This window comes from Moraxella sp. E33BD (assembly GCF_041807865.1).
In the GTDB taxonomy this organism is placed as follows: Bacteria; Pseudomonadota; Gammaproteobacteria; order Pseudomonadales; family Moraxellaceae; genus Moraxella; species Moraxella haemolytica.
This window is the reverse complement of record NZ_JBGTZD010000002.1, coordinates 189,030-207,485: the sequence shown is the minus strand read 5'-3', so window position 1 is coordinate 207,485 and position 18,456 is coordinate 189,030. Positions and strand designations below refer to the sequence as shown.

Below are 18,456 nucleotides of genomic sequence, written 5' to 3'. Positions count from 1 at the left end.
GCGGTTTTGGCTCAATTCGTGATGCATCTGAAATGTTTTGGCGAAATGAAATCATGCCACTACAAGCTCGGCTGGAAATCATCAATGAATGGGCTGGGAATGAGATTGTGAGGTTTAGGGGTTATGAGATTAAATCCGCCCTATCGCACACCTAATCATCAATTTTAGCAAGCATGGCAGCCCGAAGCACCTGATTCATCTCATCCTGCCAATGCTTTCCACGCTGCTGGTAATACTCAAAAACATCAGCATCGATGGGTAGTGTGATGGTGATCTTTGCTGGGTCATGGCTTGATTGATGGGATAGTAGGTGCTTATCAAGCTGCATACCAGCAAATGCAAAGGCATCATGCCATTCGAGTCGCTCAGCCCGTTTTTTAAGATTTACATAGCGTTGCAGAGATTTCCAAGAAGCATGCAAAGTGATGGTCTGCAGCTGGGGTATGGTATAACCGTCTTCAGCATAGCGTGTGGCAGCTTCGTGCCGCAGGTCGTGAAATTTTAAATCGTCAATTTGTAAGATTTTACAGGCTCTTGCCCAGTATGATGAGATTGTCTGGGTATTTAACGGCAACAAAAGCTCTTCATTATAGCCCAGCATAAGCATTCTATTTCTCACCTTATCATCAAGCAAAAGCTCAATCACTGTCAGAGTATGCGTCTCTAGATGAGCATACTTATGATTGCCCTTAGAGCCGTCTGGATTTTTAACATCCCTGATTAGCCATTGATGATGATTGCGGTCAAAATCAGCCAAACGCATACTCGTCAGCTCGCCTTGCCGCCGCCCTGTATAAATGGCAAGCCACATGATGAGATGCATAGGAATTGTTTGGCGACCACGATACCAATCTTGATAGAAAAAGTTGGTCAAGAGCTGTAATTCATGCATGGTAGGCAGGCGGTCTCGCTCAGGTGCTTTGGTGATGATTCTGGATTTTTTTAACCCAAAGATCGCCTGTTTAAGCTCCATCTGCACTTGCGTGATTGGCTCATCCCAAACCATCACAGCATGGGTCAGTACCGCCGAGATATTATTCAAATCGTGTAGCACTGTTGAGGGTGATACCCCATCAATCATTTTAAAAACATCACCACGCCGACGAGAGATTGCAAAGTCAGCAAAGTCTTGTCTTGTTAGGTTTGCCACTGACTGTTTGGCAATGTCATAGCCAGCGATACGCAGCATATTTGCAGCATATTTGTCATTGAACTGGTCTTGGACTTCTTCAATATATCTGTTAATATATTCTGCTAGCGTTTGCCCTGTCGCTTTTTTTGTTAATAAAATGCGTGGGTCAATCTGTATCTGCGATTCAAGTTTTTTAATCCATTCTTTTGCTAACATCTCTTTGTTGAAAGTTTTGGACTGTGAAAATGCAGGAGCACCTTGGCGATTGATACGAACGGTGGCAAGGTATTTAATTTGCCCAGATTTAGTTTTGCGTTTTGTGATGGTTCCCATATCCACTCCAATTTGCAACAAAATTATATTTACATCATTTTTAAAAACTGTCGTAAATATGCTGTAAATCATATTCCTAAATATGCTAAAATATGCCGAAATATACCAAATTTTTTAGCCAATAGCAATCATCAGGTGCACCAAAATTACTAAATTTATTTTGATAAAATTACCGTTATTTTCTATTTAATATCAATAAAATCAAATATTTATGAACAAACACCCCCTACTCACCCCACTTGCCATCAAAAATCAAACCATCACTAATAGGCTAATTGTAGCACCTATGGCAGGTGTTACCGATAATCCTTTTAGACGGCTGTGCAAATCATTTGGGGCAGGTCATGCCGTCAGTGAGATGATTATCGCTGATACCGCACTTTATGCACGCAAAAAATCGCTTTATCGTGCCAATTTTGATAGTGAAATCGCCCCCATCTCAGCACAAATCGCAGGAGCAGAACCTGACAAGCTAGCCAAAGCCGCTCGCTTCCAAGTGGCAAATGGTGCACAAATCGTGGATATCAATATGGGCTGTCCTGCCAAAAAAGTATGCAAAAAACTGGCAGGTTCCGCTCTACTTCAAGATGAGAATTTGGTCAAAGCTCTGCTTGAGAGTGCAGTGGATGCTGTTGATGTACCTGTTACTCTAAAAACACGGCTCGGCTTTGCCAACGGTCAAGAAAATATTCTAAAAATCGCTCAGATTGCCGAAGCTGCTGGTGTCGCTGCCATTGCCATTCATGGTCGCACAAGAGAAGATTTTTACACAGGACAAGCTCGCTATGAACTGATTAAAGAAGTAAAACAAACTCTTAGCATTCCTGTTATTGTCAATGGCGATATTGACAGCCCCCAAAAAGCCAAAGCCGTCTATGAGATGACTGGTGCAGATGCGGTGATGATAGGACGAGCAGCACAAGGAAACCCTTGGATATTTCGTGATATTCATCACTATCTTGGCACAGGTGAACTCCTACCCAAACCCAGTATAGACGAACTACAACACATCGTCCTAAACCATCTAGAAGAGCTGTATCAATTCTATGGGGAGTACTCAGGCTGTCGCATTGCCAGAAAACACATCGCTTGGTATACAGGCGGTATACCCAATTCTAATGCCTTTCGTGAAGCCATGTATCAAGAAGACACCACCAAAGGACAATTTGCCGCCGTGAAGAAGTTTTTACAATCACAGTAACTCAAGCCCTGTGGTGCGTACTGTTGGCGTACTCACTGCAATCTGTAAAGCCTGATTTGTCGTATAAATACCAACTGATATTTTAGCACGAGTGATGGCAGTATAAATCAGCTCTTTGGACAACAAACGAGCATTGTCATCATCAAATACCACTGCCACTTTATCAAACTCCGAACCCTGAGATTTATGCACCGTCATGGCATAAGCGGTTGTAACAGTCTCACCACCTAGCATACCAATAGCAACTTTTTTTAGAGTCTCTGCATTAAAATACACCGCCATCTCACGACCATCATACAAACAAATCCCAACATCGCCATTAAATAAACCCAAGTCATAGCGGTTGGTCTGCACCATCACTACACGACCATGATACCACGCCGAAGCACTGGGCTTGGTATTTAACCATCCACGATGTTTTTTTGATAAAAACTCATTTATTTTACTATCGCCTGCATCGCCAATGTGGGACGCACACAAGATTCGGTATTGATCTAGGGTATTAAATAGAGCCTGAATCTTTTGATATCTGCTTGGCTCATCATCATGACGCAACTGTGCAAGCAGTCTCTTACTTTGCTCAAAATAAGCCACATAACCATCTGACAGCTGTTCATAGTAATGAGACTTGCCATCAATATTAACAAAAGACAGCTGATTACTCGTTTGCATAAGAGTGATAAGCTCCTCGCCCTTTTGCATGGTATCAGCACTGTTATTGATGAAATTGGCAAGTCTGCCCACATCAGAATCTGCATGAAAGCGTTTTGACTCCACAAGATGCACACGATGACTTTGCAAGGCATCAACACGGCACAAATCCGCCAACACCGCTCCTGCTTCAACCGCCGCCAACTGATATGCATCACCAAGTAAAATCAGTCTAGCCCCTGTCTTGACTGCCGCCAACAGACTACAAGACAGCTCCGCCCCAAGCATAGACGCTTCATCAATGATGATTATGTCATGTGGCATGGTATGATTATCATGATATCTGGGCGTACCATGCCGACCAATGCCAAGCAAGCGATGAATAGTTTTAGGCTCAGGTAACTCCACTTGTATGTCAAATCTTGCCAAAGACGCCTTTAATGATTCGCTCATACGCTGTGCCGCCTTACCTGTCGGTGCCGCCAACGCAAGGTCGGTATCAGGGTTTTGTTTGAGTAATGCTAGAACAATCTGTGCAACGGTGAAAGTCTTGCCCGTCCCTGGTCCGCCTGTAATAATGGTAAATGCCTGACGACTCACCGTTTCAATCGCCAATCTTTGTTCATGGTTGAGCGTAGATGGCAGATTGGATATATCAAAAGGCGTCATCTGTACTGTACAGATTCTCCAGATGTGTTGCATCACCATGCGTTCAGCACGCCATACCCTATTTGACCAAAGATAAAATTCTTCCTGCGTATCTTTGATGATGAGCGGACGACTTGATTGAGCTACTTGATAATCATCAACAAAAGGCGTGTCATGTATGAAACTTGACAGCTCTTTTATGTCATCATGCAAAACAAACTTGATGAAATAATAAACCTTTAATAAGCTCAAAAAGACACCATCAAGACCATCTTTTGAGTCAAGCGTCCAAGTCGTTTTAATATTTGGGCTAATGGCACGATGAAAAGTACGACAATACCAACCAACAATCTCTTTTAGATTTGCCTTATCTTGATGATGATCAATCTGCATAAATATCTCATCAAAACCCACCAAGAACCGCCCATCTTTCACCCAAGACAGCAGATAATCCATGACAGGCTCAAAAAAACTCCGCCAACCGCCCTGTTGTTTTGGCACAACTAGCACCGTATGCCCTTCAGACAAAGATAACATACCAGCAAGACTCATCACATAAAATAAGTGTGTCTTAATGTCTTCAATCATGTAATCTGCCTGTAGCAGATTCTTATGACGGTACCACTTTGCATTTTCGGCAATGCGTGCGGTTAAATATCGGTCAATAGCGATTGTATTCATGATGTCTTCTCAATCAATTAGTACTTTTTATTTTCAATACTCTAAAATATAGAGCCATTACCGAAACAGCTCGTCTAAACGGCGTACCAACTCTATCGGCACTTGCCACACCATGCGACCCAACCGCTCATCATCAGCCACACCACGCAAAAATAAATATTCCACCGCACCCAAATAGCGATGCTCATTGCCCACATAGTCTTTAACACGCATCTTTAATAAGCGATGCAAAGCCACTTGATAAATCGCTGCTTGTAGCCAGTAGCCTGCCCTATCCATTGACTCAAACAATGCCTGCTCATGATACGCTTGAATGCCATTGCCCAAAAAATTGGATTTATAATCCACCACAAAAAACCGCCCTTCATGCTCATATACCAAATCAATCCCACCTTTTAAGTAGCGATATAAGGGTTGGTATGAATCATCTTTGGTTAGGCTAAGTGGTTTATCGCTATATGCTTCAAAAGCAGCATTTAACTCATCAATGCTAAAGCCCTCTTTTATTCCAAGCAAAAATCCCATTTCTTTTACGCTTGATGAATCAGTCAAAGATACCAAATTTACTCCTGAAGCAGCAAAAGGTGCATGAATGACATCATTCATCCATAGCACAAGCTGTCTGTGCAAAGTATGCTTGTTATCAGAAGTGGGTATACCCATCGCCCTTTGAGCATCTTGACTCATATAGTCAAGCACTCCTAGATACCTTGCCACCTCATCAATCGCACGACTGATATTGTATAATTTGTCTTGTGGTTCGCCCTTAGTGTTTATTTTTTGTAAGACTTGATGTAAAAAATCCCCTGCCAGCATACCACGCATGAAAGTTGTGCGAATGTCATCATGACACGCTTCTTCGTCCGCCATTGTCTCCAAATCGGTCAAAGCCACCAACTCATCATGGTCTGGCGTAACTGCAAGCAACTCTTTGGTTTTGTAATCTAACTGGCTAATGAGTGCTGTAAAACTCGTCTGCACCGCACCATAAAACACCGTCTTATGCATGATCTCATGCCATGCCAGATAGTCAATAGGAACAAGATTGACATCATTGGACGAATAGGGCTTAGTGATATAGTCATCAGTCTCTAAACTTAGCCAATCCATCTTGCCTTGCATTCTAGATGGCAAGGAGAGCGTAGCACTGTCAGCACAATCACACCATAAAAACAGCGGTCTTTGGTGTGTATGTAGTCGCTTGCTCAAATCCTTTGCCACCACATACATCTGTTCAGATGCTCGAGTCAGTGCCACATAACCCAACCGCTTGCGTTCATCAATACTTTCTTTTAGATCAAGCTGTTGATAATTTACGCCGTCTTTTCCAATGGGTTTGGGGGATAAATGGCGATTGAACTGTGTATCAGTATAAGGATAAAATAGCGTCCCATTTTCCGATACCGCTTCATCAAGCCCAATCACATACACAATAGGGAATTCAAGCCCTTTGGATTTATGAATGGTCATCATATTCACGCCAGACTCGCTAGGTAGTGGCAGTCGTTTATGAGCATCAGGTATGTCACCACCACACATCTGCATCTTGTACCACTCAATGAGTGCCAACGCCTGCAAATGTTCTTGGGTGCTAATCAGCTCTAAAATCTGCCACGCATCCGCCAAATACCGCTCGCCAAAGCTAGCAACGCTAAGCCATAGCGAACCGTCTTTCATGAATGGATGCTTTGCCAGTGCCAAATTCAATGCCGATGCCACGCTGTGCTGTAGCCATCTTTCAAAGACTTGATTCAGATAGATCAGTAGTTCTGATTTTGCTTGACCTTCTATTTCATCATCAACACCAAGCATTAACATCGCCTCATCAAGACTCATGCCAAAAAAAGATGAAGTCAATAGCCGACCTAATTTTTCTACATTACTCATCTCCACACACACACTTAATAAAGCATATAAATCACGCCCTGCCTGCGTATTAAAGACATTGGTCTCTTGGGCGGCGATGGCTGGGATATTTAACGCATCTAAATGCTCTTTGACCGCTAGCAGCCACTTATTTTTATAGCTTAATACCGCAATATCGCTTGGCATGATGGCACGCTCACCTGCCTGTGTGTTGATGGTATGACCGCCTTGTAATAGGCTGTTGATATGCCATGCTAATAGCTGACTGATGGGCGATTGGGCATTAGCAGTTAAGTGCAACATGGCTAATGGTTGCCTACCTAGATAGCTTGGTCGCTCATCTTGAGTATCCGCCTGCCAAGACAACCTTTGGCTCTCATTATGGGCAGTAATGGTCTGATAATAAATACCCTCACCAAGATTGCCATGCTCGCCCTTGCCATCATCAAACCACGCATTTAATGACTCAATCAAGGCTTTATTTGAACGACGGTTGACAGACAAAGACAGCTGTTGATTGATGATGGGATAGCGAGCATTCGCCACGCCCGTATTTTTCATGCGATTATAGTTGGCGACATCCCCACCACGAAACCGATAAATCGCCTGCTTGGGATCACCCACCAACAACAAAAATCCCAAAGATGGCTTGTCTTTATTTAACTGCTTTATCAAATAAGACAAATATACCTGCTGGATCAGTTCAACTTGAGCTCCATTGACATCTTGGGATTCATCAATCAAAATCACAGGATAATGATGGCGAATATGCTTAGCAAGGCTTGGGTTGTTTGCCAAAGCCTGATTTAACCTGTGCATCTGAATGGTAAAGGTCGTTTTGGCTTGATTTTCAAGCCAAGTCGGTGTCTTGGCACGGACTGCAAGGGCAAGGGTTTTGTACAGATGAGTACGGTATTGATTGGGTAGTTGACAAATACTCTCATAGATGAACACCAAAGCAGTTAGATGTTTATCAATAAAACCCATCAGCAGTCGTTTGGCATTCTCATCATGTTTTTTATTAAACACATTGTCTTTTTCTAAGGCTTCATGAACAGCAGACAGCCAATCGGTGTGCGTTTTATCTAGATGGCGAACAAATGATGTACCATGCTCTGCCATCATCTGCACAATCTCAAACAAGCGATGCCAATGTTTTAATAGTTTGCCCGTGGCACGCACCCCCACCGAATCACGATACTCTTTGTCGCAAAACTTATCCACCACTGATGTATCTAGCTTGGTGAACGCCAGCACCATTTCTTGTAGGCTTGCGACATACTGATCATCAATCAATGTTGCCTCATCATTAAATGGCACATTAAAAAAATTCATGGCAACTTGGATTGATTGATACGCCTGATCAATATCGCCAAATATGTTTTCGTGGCGGATCATCTCATACAGTTTGGGATTTTGACTCATTACCTGAGTATGTGCCTGCCTAAGACCATCATGAATGATGGCGATACTAATATCAGAACTGTCATATAAAATATCTGCTTTGGGCTGATGTCCAATCTCTGTGGAGAATTCTTTGAGCCATTTTTGAGCAAGGCTGTCTAGCGTCCCCACAAACAGCTTATCCAAAGTAGCCAATAGCAGACCCACACGACGAATCGCCTCATCAAAAGCAGGCACGCCATCAACCAAAAGATGTTTGATAAGATGTACATTGATGAGGTCATCAGCTCCGACAATCTTCGCCCCCAGTGCAGTAGCAACCAACTCATCGGCTCGCTCATCAAGAGCTAAAGCATCATCAAACCAGTGTGCGTGCATCTCTTGGCTGGATTTTAACCACAACAGATAGCGATAAAACACCGTCAAGCGTTCTTGGATACGCTCTTGCATCTCAGCGGCTGCAGCACGAGTGAAAGTGGTGGCTATCATACGCTGTACATTGTATTTTTCTTCAATGAACAATCGCAAAATAATACCCGTCAATGTCCAAGTCTTACCTGTACCTGCCGATGCTTCTATCAGGTATGCTCCTTTTAAGGTGCAAGCGATGGCAGGTGGCATATCCTGACCATTGGACGCTACTGCGTTGGCTGATTGTTTATTCTCTACTTTATTGCTCATCACTCACCCCAAATGCTCGAATATTTTTTAATAGCTCCTCGTATAATGGCTCACTTAGTTGCCCTGCCGATGTCAGCACCTGCTCTGGGTCACTATCGCCAATCATCAACGCATAAATCTCATTCACCCATGCACTGCCAATGCTTGATGTATCACCCTGCAACCTTGCCATCAGCAGAGCATTGATTGGGGTTAGTATGATGGGTAGCTTTGAACCAAGCAGAGTAAAGATGATGAAATTTTGTAGTAGTTTAGATGCCTTATCAGCACGCACAGGGCTTAGTTCATAGGTTGTCTGACCTGCCAGATTTTTTAATGCTTTTAACTGTTGGGACGCTTCTTTGAATCGCCAAATACTTCTACCATATCCAAGCTGTTCGTCTTTTTCATTAGTCTGACGATGTACCTGCCATAGCAGATGGTGTAGCCAAAAGTCTATTAAACGCTCCGCAGATGCTCGACTGACCGACATATTTTTCCATACTGTTTCATCTGTTTTAGGCATATCTGCCATCAGTTTTAGGCGATGTGAGCCTAGCGTCATTGCTACCGTCTGCTCCTCCAATCCACTTAGCACCTTTGAGTACTGCCAATCATCTGGCGATGCAGCCCTATTTAGAGTTTCGCCAAGCTCGCCAAGCATTGCTTCTAGTTGACCAACCACAAAGTCAAGCCCATCTTGTAGCACACTCATTCGTACCGCACCTGCTGGCAACAGTGCATCATGATGCACAGTGTGCAGTTGTGTCATTTCATTGTTTTGCTGATTGTTGATGACATCAGATAAAGTTTTTGGGTTAATTGCATTCATTGGCATGCCATCAAATATCCCTAGCCGAAATGCCTGCAGTATCATCTGATGAAGTTGCCAGCCACCCAAATAATCCAGAGACAAAGGTTCATTTGCCTCATCATTTGCCATCTCATCATCTAGGGCAAATTTGCCTTTTAGGTAGGCTTTGGCAGGCGATTTAATCACATATAACATGTTTTTAATGCTTAGATAATTTGGCACTTCAATGCGATACTTATCAAGCAGTTCATCAACAGACTGACCCCTTGCATTATTTTGTTTATCCATTGCCAGATTATCCATCAAGACATCAGTAATGTATCGCATCTCATCATCTGTTGGCAGTGCAACAAGCGTTGTTGCCGACCCTTCTTGATATTCATCAATCACACGGCGTACCTTTTGCCAAATCGGTGCAGGTGGCAAATGTCGCCTTTGTTCATGCTTTTGTGCATCAATCAGTTTATTTAGATACGCCTGAAAATCATCATCAGCCTCAACATCTTTTGCTTGATAAAACACCCCCTGTTCAAAATTCATGGCATGATGATAAGTAACCAGATGCCGTGCTATCAACTCTGGCAACATACCGCCGAGTGCCATCAATGCCTCATCTGCCACATCATCTACTTGCCAATATACCTCTGATTTGAGAAACTCAATCAACTCCCCTACAGGTGATGCAGGCAAGAGCACCGTGCTACCATCAGGACTCATGCCGTTATAAAAAATAGCACAGGCATCTTTGGTGCAAAGCAATGCATCCAAAAACGCCCCATTGTCATCATCTTCGTTCGTACGGTCGCCACGACGCTTAAGCCCTGCTTTCATCAAATCCAGTCGAGTATTCCTATCTTGTCTTGGAAAGGCAGATAAGTCCATGCCAAGCATGATGGTCAACCCAAAAGGAATGTTTCTTAACGCCCCAAACCTTGCCACCGTAATCACTCCAGATGGCTCAGCTGAGATTGTCTGCATACCCACCGCTGCAGTCAGACTATCAAGCACAAACTCCAGACTTAATCGAATGTCATCTTGTAAGACATACACTCCTTGATGATGCGTGCGTTTGTGATAGTTGGTATTTGCTCTTAGGCTTGAGAGCATGGCATTTTTTGCATCAAATATGGATCGCATCTGTACGCTTTGCTTGATGGCAGAAAAATAAGTATCAATAACCTCACTTTCTATCTTATGTAACCATGCTTGAGCGGTATCCACTTTTTGGTAGTCATTGCCAAATTTACCCAATGCTTCGTACATACGGCACAATGCCGAAACGATAGGCTCATCATCAAGACCGATACCACCCAATGGCAAAGTTGCCTCTGATGTATGAACATTTTGCCAATCAAAGGGGTATAGCACATCACTTGCGTGCTGAGCATCTGGTGCAATAAAACCCATGACAATACGATCAAGTGCATAACTAAAAGTGTAGCGATAGTCGGTGTCTTCATCGTGCAGAGTTTGGCTTAGGTGCTCGGCATTAAAACCCCTCTTAAAGCCTGCCAGACCGAGCAACTCTCTGGCTCGATACGCCTCATCAAAACTTAGGCTAAAGTTCTCATATACAGCAGGATTCATCAGCCATTCATAAAACTCTTCAGCATAAAAGCGAGCATCTTTTGCTCCAAGCAGGCGATAAAAGCCGGTCAATGCTGTCATCAGCTCATCAATACTGCGGTCAGTGATGCCTGTAATTTTAACCGGCAATCGCATGCCATCAATACCCACCCCTTCAGGAAATACCGAATGAATGACATTTTGAGCCACATCAACATCAGGCAATAAAATCACCACATCCGACAGCTGTCTTTTGCCATCGGCATACTCGGTATTCAGATATTTAGCAATCATCGTTCGAGCAATTTCAAGCTGTCGCTTTAGGCTATGACAAGCATGAATGCTAAGCTCAGGTAAGGCGTAATTGGATTGTTCTGTTAAGGTCATGGTGGGTTTTTGATGGGTTTTACTGCCCAAAACAGACAACATCTCGTCCATCGCCACGCTACCATCGCCCTCACCCAACATAAGAATGTCTTGTTTTAGCCCACTTAAAATCCCTTTGCCTGTATGTGGAATAAATCTATCTTGCCAATCAACCAAAAAAACATCATCTTGCTGACTCTTGTTGACATCATTGATATCGCTATTATTTATGCCTTGATAATAAAACTCGCCTCCAGACATATCTGCCAACATGGCAAAAGTCTCACGAGATTCCTTGCCCAGTCTGGATAACAACCCATGACCATAGTCTTTTAAATAAACAGCATTCGGCCTGATGATCTTTTGAGTCATCAGCCAGTTTTTATCAACAATATCCGCCCAAAACATTCTTGATGGGTTAAAATGCAACAAGTGCACATTGATGACAAGCGATAACCGCTTTAAGAACAACAATTCCACTTGGGGCATCTGTTGCACGGTAAACAAATACAAATCTTTGGGTAGAGCATTGATTGCCTGCTGTCTTGTCGCTTCACCTCGTTCACCATCAAGCACCGCCCAAAAACGCCTCTCAAGCATCTCACGGTACTCATACACCTCAAAAAATAATGTCTGCCATAAAAACCGGAGCAATCGCTCTAGTGATTCATAATGTTCCAATAACCAAGACGGCGTCTCATCATCTTGACCGAATTCATCGCCAAATTTATCTTTTTGACGAATCATCTCTTCAACCGATACAGGCAAATCTAGACCAAATGACCAAGCGTGTAGCCACTCAGGGCGATGGGTCAGATAGCGAACATATACTTTAGAAAGCTCATCACACGCCTGCCATAGACGCTTCGGTTCTAAGACATAACCATCTTCTACCTTATCTGACAACGGCTTGAATAACAAATGTAGTACATGCGTTTCATCATCAATAATCTGCTCAAGCAGTTGGGCTGATGTCTCATTTAAAAAGCCAAAAAGTCGCCAACGCATGACCGAAGCAGACAATACCGCCACCTCAGGCACCGCTACTGCATCATGCTCATTATTTTTTGCATCAATACCCAGCACCTTATCAATCATACGCCATTGATATTGCCCCCAAAACTGTGCTATTAAAAGCGTACTAATCCCTGCTCGCATGGCAACTTCTTTGGTCAGCCAATTCCCAAGCACCATAGATGGCACAATGACAGTAAAAGGACTAAAAATCGCCTCTGATAGACTGCCATATTGGTCGTTTTTTTGATAAAACTCGATGAGCTGATCGACAAGTGTGTCGGTATCGTTAGATTGGATGATTTGGAACATGGCTTTTTGAATATTTAAGGGATAAAAATGATGACAACAGCAATCAAGATTGCACCTTGAATTGTACCTTGATTTGATGGATTTAGCCATTTAAAAATTAAATATAGTCAGCACCCCTAAAAGATATTTCACGCCAGCACTTAAAAAAACCCCCAATCAATGCTATAATCTATCCTTTTATGCTTAACACCTAGCAACATCAAAGGACATTCATGGCATTTGTGCATTTGGGCGTACATAGCGAGTTCGCCATCGTTGATTCCATCGTGCGTATCAAAGAACTGGTTAAAGCCGCCAAAGCAGACGGACAAGTAGCACTGGGTCTGGCAGATTTGAACAACATGTTCGCTGTGGTCAAGTTCTACAAAGCCTGCACAGCAGCAGGCATCAAGCCCATCATCGGGCTAGAGGCCACCATCGGTGATGCCATTGATCATCATGCCGAAGCAAATGGTCATACCGCCATTCTCTATGCCATGAATAATGATGGCTATAAAAACCTACTTCGCCTATTGTCAGACGCTTATACCGGCCGTCCCATGAATGATAATGGCACGGTATCCGTTCATACACCCATCATCACCAAAGATGCCCTATTTGAACGCAATGACGGTATCATTGCCATCTTAACCGACCGCTCCGAAGCCACCATCGCCCTAAAAGGCACTCACCCAGAGATGTTCGCCGCTGCTATTGAACCGTGGCAAAATGTCTTTGGCGATCGTCTGTATCTTGGCATCAAACGCACGCACAGCACGGACAACGACTACAACAAGCAAGTCGTCATTCATGGCTCTAAAGCAGGCATTCCCATCATCGCCCATAATGATGTGCGTTTTTTAAATCCTGTACCAGAAGGCATTAGCATAGGAAAGGACGATGAAATAAGTAGCGACTTTGACGCACATGAAGCTCGTGTATGTATTGCCACAGGCTACACCCTAGATGACCCAAACCGCCCAAAAAAATACACCCAAGAACAGTATTTTCGTAGCCAAGACGAGATGGCAGAGCTGTTTTTGGACATTCCACAAGTCATTGAAAATACTAGCTTGCTCGCTTCTCGGTGCAATGTCAGCCTAACACTTGGTATCAATGTCCTGCCAGAATTCCCCATTCCAGATGGCGAGACCATCGAGAGTTTCTTTCGCAAAATTAGTGCCGAAGGTCTCGACCAACGCCTAGCCAAACTATACCCCATTGACACCCGAGATGACTCATGGGGGGATATCTACCAATCTTATCAAGAACGCCTAGATTATGAACTAGATATCATCTTAAAAATGGGTTTTCCAGGCTACTTTCTCATCGTTATGGACTTTATCCGCTGGGCAAAAGCTAACGGCGTTCCTGTCGGTCCTGGTCGTGGTTCAGGAGCAGGATCGCTGGTTGCATATAGTTTGAACATCACCGATCTTGATCCGCTAGAATACGATTTGCTATTTGAACGCTTCTTAAACCCTGAGCGTGTCTCCATGCCTGACTTTGATATTGATTTTTGTATTGAAGGGCGAGACCGAGTTATTGATTATGTCGGTCATACCTATGGTCGCCAAGCCGTTTCACAAATCATCACCTTTGGTACAATGGCAGCTCGTGCAGTCGTGCGAGATGTGGCACGAGTACAGGGTAAGCCTTTGGGTCTTGCCGACAAAATGTCAAAACTCATTCCAAAAACCCCTGGTATCTCACTGGCTGATGCCCTAAAAGAAGAACAACAACTCCAAGAGCTCCTAAAAGACGACTCAACACACCCTGACCACGATGCCGCCAAAGAAATTTGGGATATGGCAGAAAAACTTGAAGGTTTGACTCGCAATGTCGGCAAACACGCAGGTGGTGTACTCATTGCCCCTAATCGTATCAGCGATTTTAGTGCGGTGTACTGCGATGATGAAGGGCATCCTGTCAGCCAGTTTGATAAGGATGATGTGGAAGCAGTGGGACTGGTAAAATTTGACTTTTTAGGGCTACGAAACCTAACCGTCATTCAGGCAGCGGTTGATAACATTAACATCACTCGTGCCAAATTCGGTCAAGAGCCCATTGATCTTGAAAAACTCCCTTTAGACGATAGCCAAGTTTATGAATCGGTGCTTCAGTCAGGCAACACCACCGCTGTATTTCAGCTTGAAAGTTCAGGCATGAAAAAATACCTAAAACAGCTAAAGCCCACCAACATCGAAGATGTGATTGCGATGTGTGCCTTGTACCGACCAGGACCTTTAGAATCTGGCATGGTAACTGACTTCATTGACCGCAAACATGGTATTCAAGAACCTGCCTATCCACACCCAGACTTTCAGCATGAATGGCTAGAGCCGCCGCTTAAGGCAACCTATGGCGTCATCGTCTATCAAGAACAAGTCATGCAAATCGCTCAGATTCTCTCAGGCTATACGCTAGGCGGTGCTGATATGTTACGCCGTGCAATGGGAAAGAAAAAACCCGAAGAGATGGCAAAACAGCGTAGCATTTTTGTTGATGGGGCAATCGGACAAGGCGTCTTAGGCGAGCTGGCAGGTCAGATATTTGATTTGGTAGAAAAATTTGCAGGCTACGGCTTTAACAAATCACACTCGGCAGCCTATGGTGTACTTGCTTATCAAACCGCCTATTTAAAATATTATTACCCTGCCGAATTCATGGCAGCCGTCTTAACATCGGAGATGGACGATACTGATGCCATCGTATTTTTGATTTCTGATTGCAAAGAAAACTTTGGGTTGTCGGTCATTCCACCAAGTGTGAACCATAGCGACTGGCGATTTGTCGTCCAAGATGACAAGACGATTATCTATGGGTTGGGTGCAGTAAAAGGCGTGGGTGAAGATGCTGTAGCAAGCATTGTTAAGGCCAGAAAAGATGGTGCATTCAAAGATCTTTATGACTTTTGCAATCGTGTAGACATAAAAAAAGTCGGCAAGCGAGCCTTAGAGGCCCTAATTTGTGCAGGCTGTTTTGATGATTTGGCAGTGCATATCAAGCCAGAATTTGCTACCCAAGAGTTACGCCATCATATTCGTGGCGGACTATGGGAACAATTGCCTGCCGCCATGCAGGTCGCCGAACAAAATCGACAAAACGAACTGGCAGGTACTTTTGATTTGTTTGGCGAAGTTGATGACGATCTGTCTGTCGCACCAGAGCTACCATCTGTGATTTGGGGCAATCAAACTCGTCTTAAAGGCGAAAAAGACACACTTGGGCTATATCTGACAGGACACCCCCTTGACAAGTATAGAGACGAACTCAAAAAATACACCAACATAACCCACCTATCTGAGTTATCAGATACAGGTTATAATAAATACGCACGAGTGGCAGGATTGGTGATTGATGTTGCAAACTTTGGCAACCGAGTAGCCATCACACTAGATGATGGCAGTTGCCGTGTGGAAGTCAGCTGTTTTACTGATAAATTCAACCAATTAAAATCGGTCTTAGAGGTCAAAACTCCAAACGCCACAGAACTCAAAAAAATCGCCAAAGAAGATTGGGAGATGCTACCTGACCTAAACGGCGTCATCATCATTGCCAAATTGAGCGTGCGTGAGAATGATGGGCGTATTTTTGCTAGAATGCAAGATGCCATGACTCTCACCCAAGCACGCTTAAAACACCTAAGTTCAGTAAATATTAAGCTACACGCTCATGATACACAGACGCTATCAGGCATCATCTCACTACTCAAAGAAAACAGCCCCCCTGATGACACATCGCTCATCTTTGATACCCAAGAAGATATTGAAGATGCCATTGCGTATGACGAAGAAGGCAACGAGCTAACCACGACAACGCCAACATTCATCAAAGATGGATGTTTGCCTGTATCTTTATTTTTGTATGATGACTGTAGCATAAGTCGGCTACTGGTAAATGAGCGATTTCGGCTACATCCTAGTGATGCCATTATTAGTGGCTTACAGGCTCTATTACCGCCTGAGAATTTATTACTCAAATGACACAACCACGCAACCTAAGATATTCATTAGACCAATCACCCAAACACTCATATTCACAAGTAGCGATAAGCTTTCATGAACCGACTAGCACACCTATCTAACATTCGCATCATCATGGTTGGTACTACCTTGCCTGCCAATATTGGCTCAGCCGCTCGTGCCATGCACACAATGGGTCTTAGCGATTTAGTGGTGGTAAATCCCCGTTTACCCATTGATGAGACCAGTCATGCCCATGCCGCAGGTGCGACAACGATTTTAGATAAAGCTCGTATCGCAAATAGTATTGATGAAGCGGTGGCGGACTGCTCACTCATTTTGGCAGCATCGGCTCGCACACGCCACCTACCAAGACCCACCATTACCCCACAGCAAGGGGCTAAGGTTCTGGCAAATTTCTTTGATACCCATACAATTTATGCAAACAGTGAACAAAACACCACCATCGGCATACTCTTTGGGCGAGAAGATAGGGGGCTGACTAATGACGAGCTAGCTTTAGCGGATTACCATATCCAAATCCCTGCCAACCCTGCTTATCCTGTGCTTAATGTCGCATCCGCCATACAGGTCATCGCATCATTCATCTATCATTATTTTTCTCAAAGCCCAAGTGATGATGTCCATGATGATACCACCAATGATGGTTTTTATCTTACCATTCGCCAAGACTGGGACGAGCCTGCCATCACTCATACTCAAAAAACCAAACTCAACAACCGCATCATCAGTTTGATGTGCAGACTTGGCTTGGCAGACACTCACGACCTAAAAAACTTACCCAATCGCTTATCTCGCATGAATAGTCGGATACAACTTGACCAAAAAGAATACGCCCTACTCAGTGCACTGCTTGCCAAAATTGAACAAAAATTACATTAAGCATGCCAAAAACACGCATTGATGTTGGCAAAGATGGTAAGAATACTTTAAAATATACCCACACCTATTAAGTGTTACACCTGATTAAACTTGGCATACCATATTAAACTTTTTAATCACAGACATTCAATACAAGGATAACGCTGTGTCCATCATTCAAAAAATCAAAGCACTTGGCGATGCCATCAATGATGATTTGGAAGCTGTGCTCAAAAAAGATCCTGCTGCACGCACCAAACTAGAAGTGTGTGTTGCTTATCCTGGTATTCACGCACGCACTTTGCATCGTGTTGCCCACACTTTATGGACGCATGAACATAAATTTGTTGCACGCACTTTATCGCATGTCAGCCGTGTGCTAACAGGCATTGAGATTCACCCTGCCGCCAAAATCGGCAAACGCCTATTCATTGACCACGGCATGGGTGTCGTGATCGGTGAGACAGCAGAGATTGGTGATGATGTTACCTTATATCATGGCGTAACCTTAGGTGGGGTGTCATGGGAAAAAGGGGCGAAACGACACCCTACCTTAGGCAATAATGTCGTGGTGGGTGCTGGAGCAAAGATTTTGGGGGGATTTACTGTAGGCGATAATGCCAAAATTGGCTCAAACGCTGTCGTTGTTAAGCCTGTGCCTGACAACGCCACCATGGTCGGCTCTGCCGCACGCATGATTGATCGTAGCGATAAAAAACCCACCCCAAAAGTCAGTCAAGAACAAAGCCAAGCCGCCGATGAACTGTTCAACGCCTACGGATTAAAACCAGACACCCAAGACCCCGTGGCGACTAGCATTGCCGCCCTACTGGCTCATATCCAAAATCAAGACAAACGCATCGATGAACTGCAATCCGCCATCTGCAAACTTGATCCTGATTTTTGTCAGCAGGCACATAGTCCCATTTGTAAAGAAGATTTGGATGTACTAAAATCCTAATAAATCTCAATCAAAGCACAC

8 protein-coding genes are annotated in these 18,456 nt (G+C 43.8%); 4 read left to right on the top strand and 4 right to left on the bottom strand.

The genetic code is table 11. The features are described from left to right. Positions 1–151: 151 nt before the first annotated feature. Positions 152–1,465, bottom strand: a complete 1,314-nt coding sequence (locus ACERC6_RS02100) for a tyrosine-type recombinase/integrase (protein WP_373627595.1) — start codon at positions 1,463–1,465, stop codon at positions 152–154. 211 nt (positions 1,466–1,676) lie between these two features. Between ACERC6_RS02100 and dusB the strand changes: the two genes are divergently transcribed. Next, positions 1,677–2,666, top strand: a complete 990-nt coding sequence (dusB, locus tag ACERC6_RS02095; protein WP_373627593.1) for a tRNA dihydrouridine synthase DusB — start codon at positions 1,677–1,679, stop codon at positions 2,664–2,666. Here the strand turns inward: dusB and recD are convergent. Genes recD through ACERC6_RS02080 form a run of 3 tightly spaced genes read right to left on the bottom strand, consistent with a single transcriptional unit; the run spans position 2,658 to position 12,648 of the window. Beyond that, complete coding sequence (gene recD, locus ACERC6_RS02090) at positions 2,658–4,646, bottom strand: exodeoxyribonuclease V subunit alpha (protein ID WP_373627592.1); 1,989 nt, start codon at positions 4,644–4,646, stop codon at positions 2,658–2,660. The genes dusB and recD overlap by 9 nt on opposite strands. A gap of 57 nt (positions 4,647–4,703) precedes the next feature. Then, the gene (locus ACERC6_RS02085; RefSeq protein WP_373627590.1) at positions 4,704–8,597 is read right to left on the bottom strand and encodes a UvrD-helicase domain-containing protein; all 3,894 of its coding nucleotides are present in this window, start codon (positions 8,595–8,597) and stop codon (positions 4,704–4,706) included. Further along, complete coding sequence (locus ACERC6_RS02080) at positions 8,587–12,648, bottom strand: exodeoxyribonuclease V subunit gamma (RefSeq protein ID WP_373627588.1); 4,062 nt, start codon at positions 12,646–12,648, stop codon at positions 8,587–8,589. The genes ACERC6_RS02085 and ACERC6_RS02080 overlap by 11 nt, the downstream gene beginning before the upstream one ends. Positions 12,649–12,860: 212 nt before the next feature. Here ACERC6_RS02080 and dnaE point away from each other — a divergent pair, with 212 nt between their 5' ends. The 3 genes from dnaE to cysE all read left to right on the top strand — a co-directional run bounded on the left by dnaE (position 12,861) and on the right by cysE (position 18,435). After that, positions 12,861–16,613 carry a DNA polymerase III subunit alpha gene (gene dnaE, locus ACERC6_RS02075; RefSeq protein WP_373627586.1) on the top strand — a complete coding sequence of 1,251 codons (3,753 nt, stop codon included), beginning with the start codon at positions 12,861–12,863 and terminating at the stop codon, positions 16,611–16,613. Positions 16,614–16,688: 75 nt separating this feature from the next. Beyond that, positions 16,689–17,495 (top strand): RNA methyltransferase, encoded by an 807-nt coding sequence (locus ACERC6_RS02070; protein ID WP_373627585.1) that lies wholly within the window; start codon positions 16,689–16,691, stop codon positions 17,493–17,495. Between the two features lie 151 nt (positions 17,496–17,646). Further along, positions 17,647–18,435 (top strand): serine O-acetyltransferase, encoded by a 789-nt coding sequence (gene cysE / locus ACERC6_RS02065; protein WP_373627610.1) that lies wholly within the window; start codon positions 17,647–17,649, stop codon positions 18,433–18,435. The last annotated feature ends 21 nt before the right edge of the window (positions 18,436–18,456 follow it).

What these genes read in the sequence shown, in the direction of transcription:
- ACERC6_RS02100 (WP_373627595.1), bottom strand. Translation starts at nt 1,465, where the DNA reads ATGGGAACCATCACAAAACGCAAAACTAAATCTGGGCAAATTAAATAC.
- dusB (WP_373627593.1), top strand. Translation starts at nt 1,677, where the DNA reads ATGAACAAACACCCCCTACTCACCCCACTTGCCATCAAAAATCAAACC.
- recD (WP_373627592.1), bottom strand. Translation starts at nt 4,646, where the DNA reads ATGAATACAATCGCTATTGACCGATATTTAACCGCACGCATTGCCGAA.
- ACERC6_RS02085 (WP_373627590.1), bottom strand. Translation starts at nt 8,597, where the DNA reads ATGAGCAATAAAGTAGAGAATAAACAATCAGCCAACGCAGTAGCGTCC.
- ACERC6_RS02080 (WP_373627588.1), bottom strand. Translation starts at nt 12,648, where the DNA reads ATGTTCCAAATCATCCAATCTAACGATACCGACACACTTGTCGATCAG.
- dnaE (WP_373627586.1), top strand. Translation starts at nt 12,861, where the DNA reads ATGGCATTTGTGCATTTGGGCGTACATAGCGAGTTCGCCATCGTTGAT.
- ACERC6_RS02070 (WP_373627585.1), top strand. Translation starts at nt 16,689, where the DNA reads ATGAACCGACTAGCACACCTATCTAACATTCGCATCATCATGGTTGGT.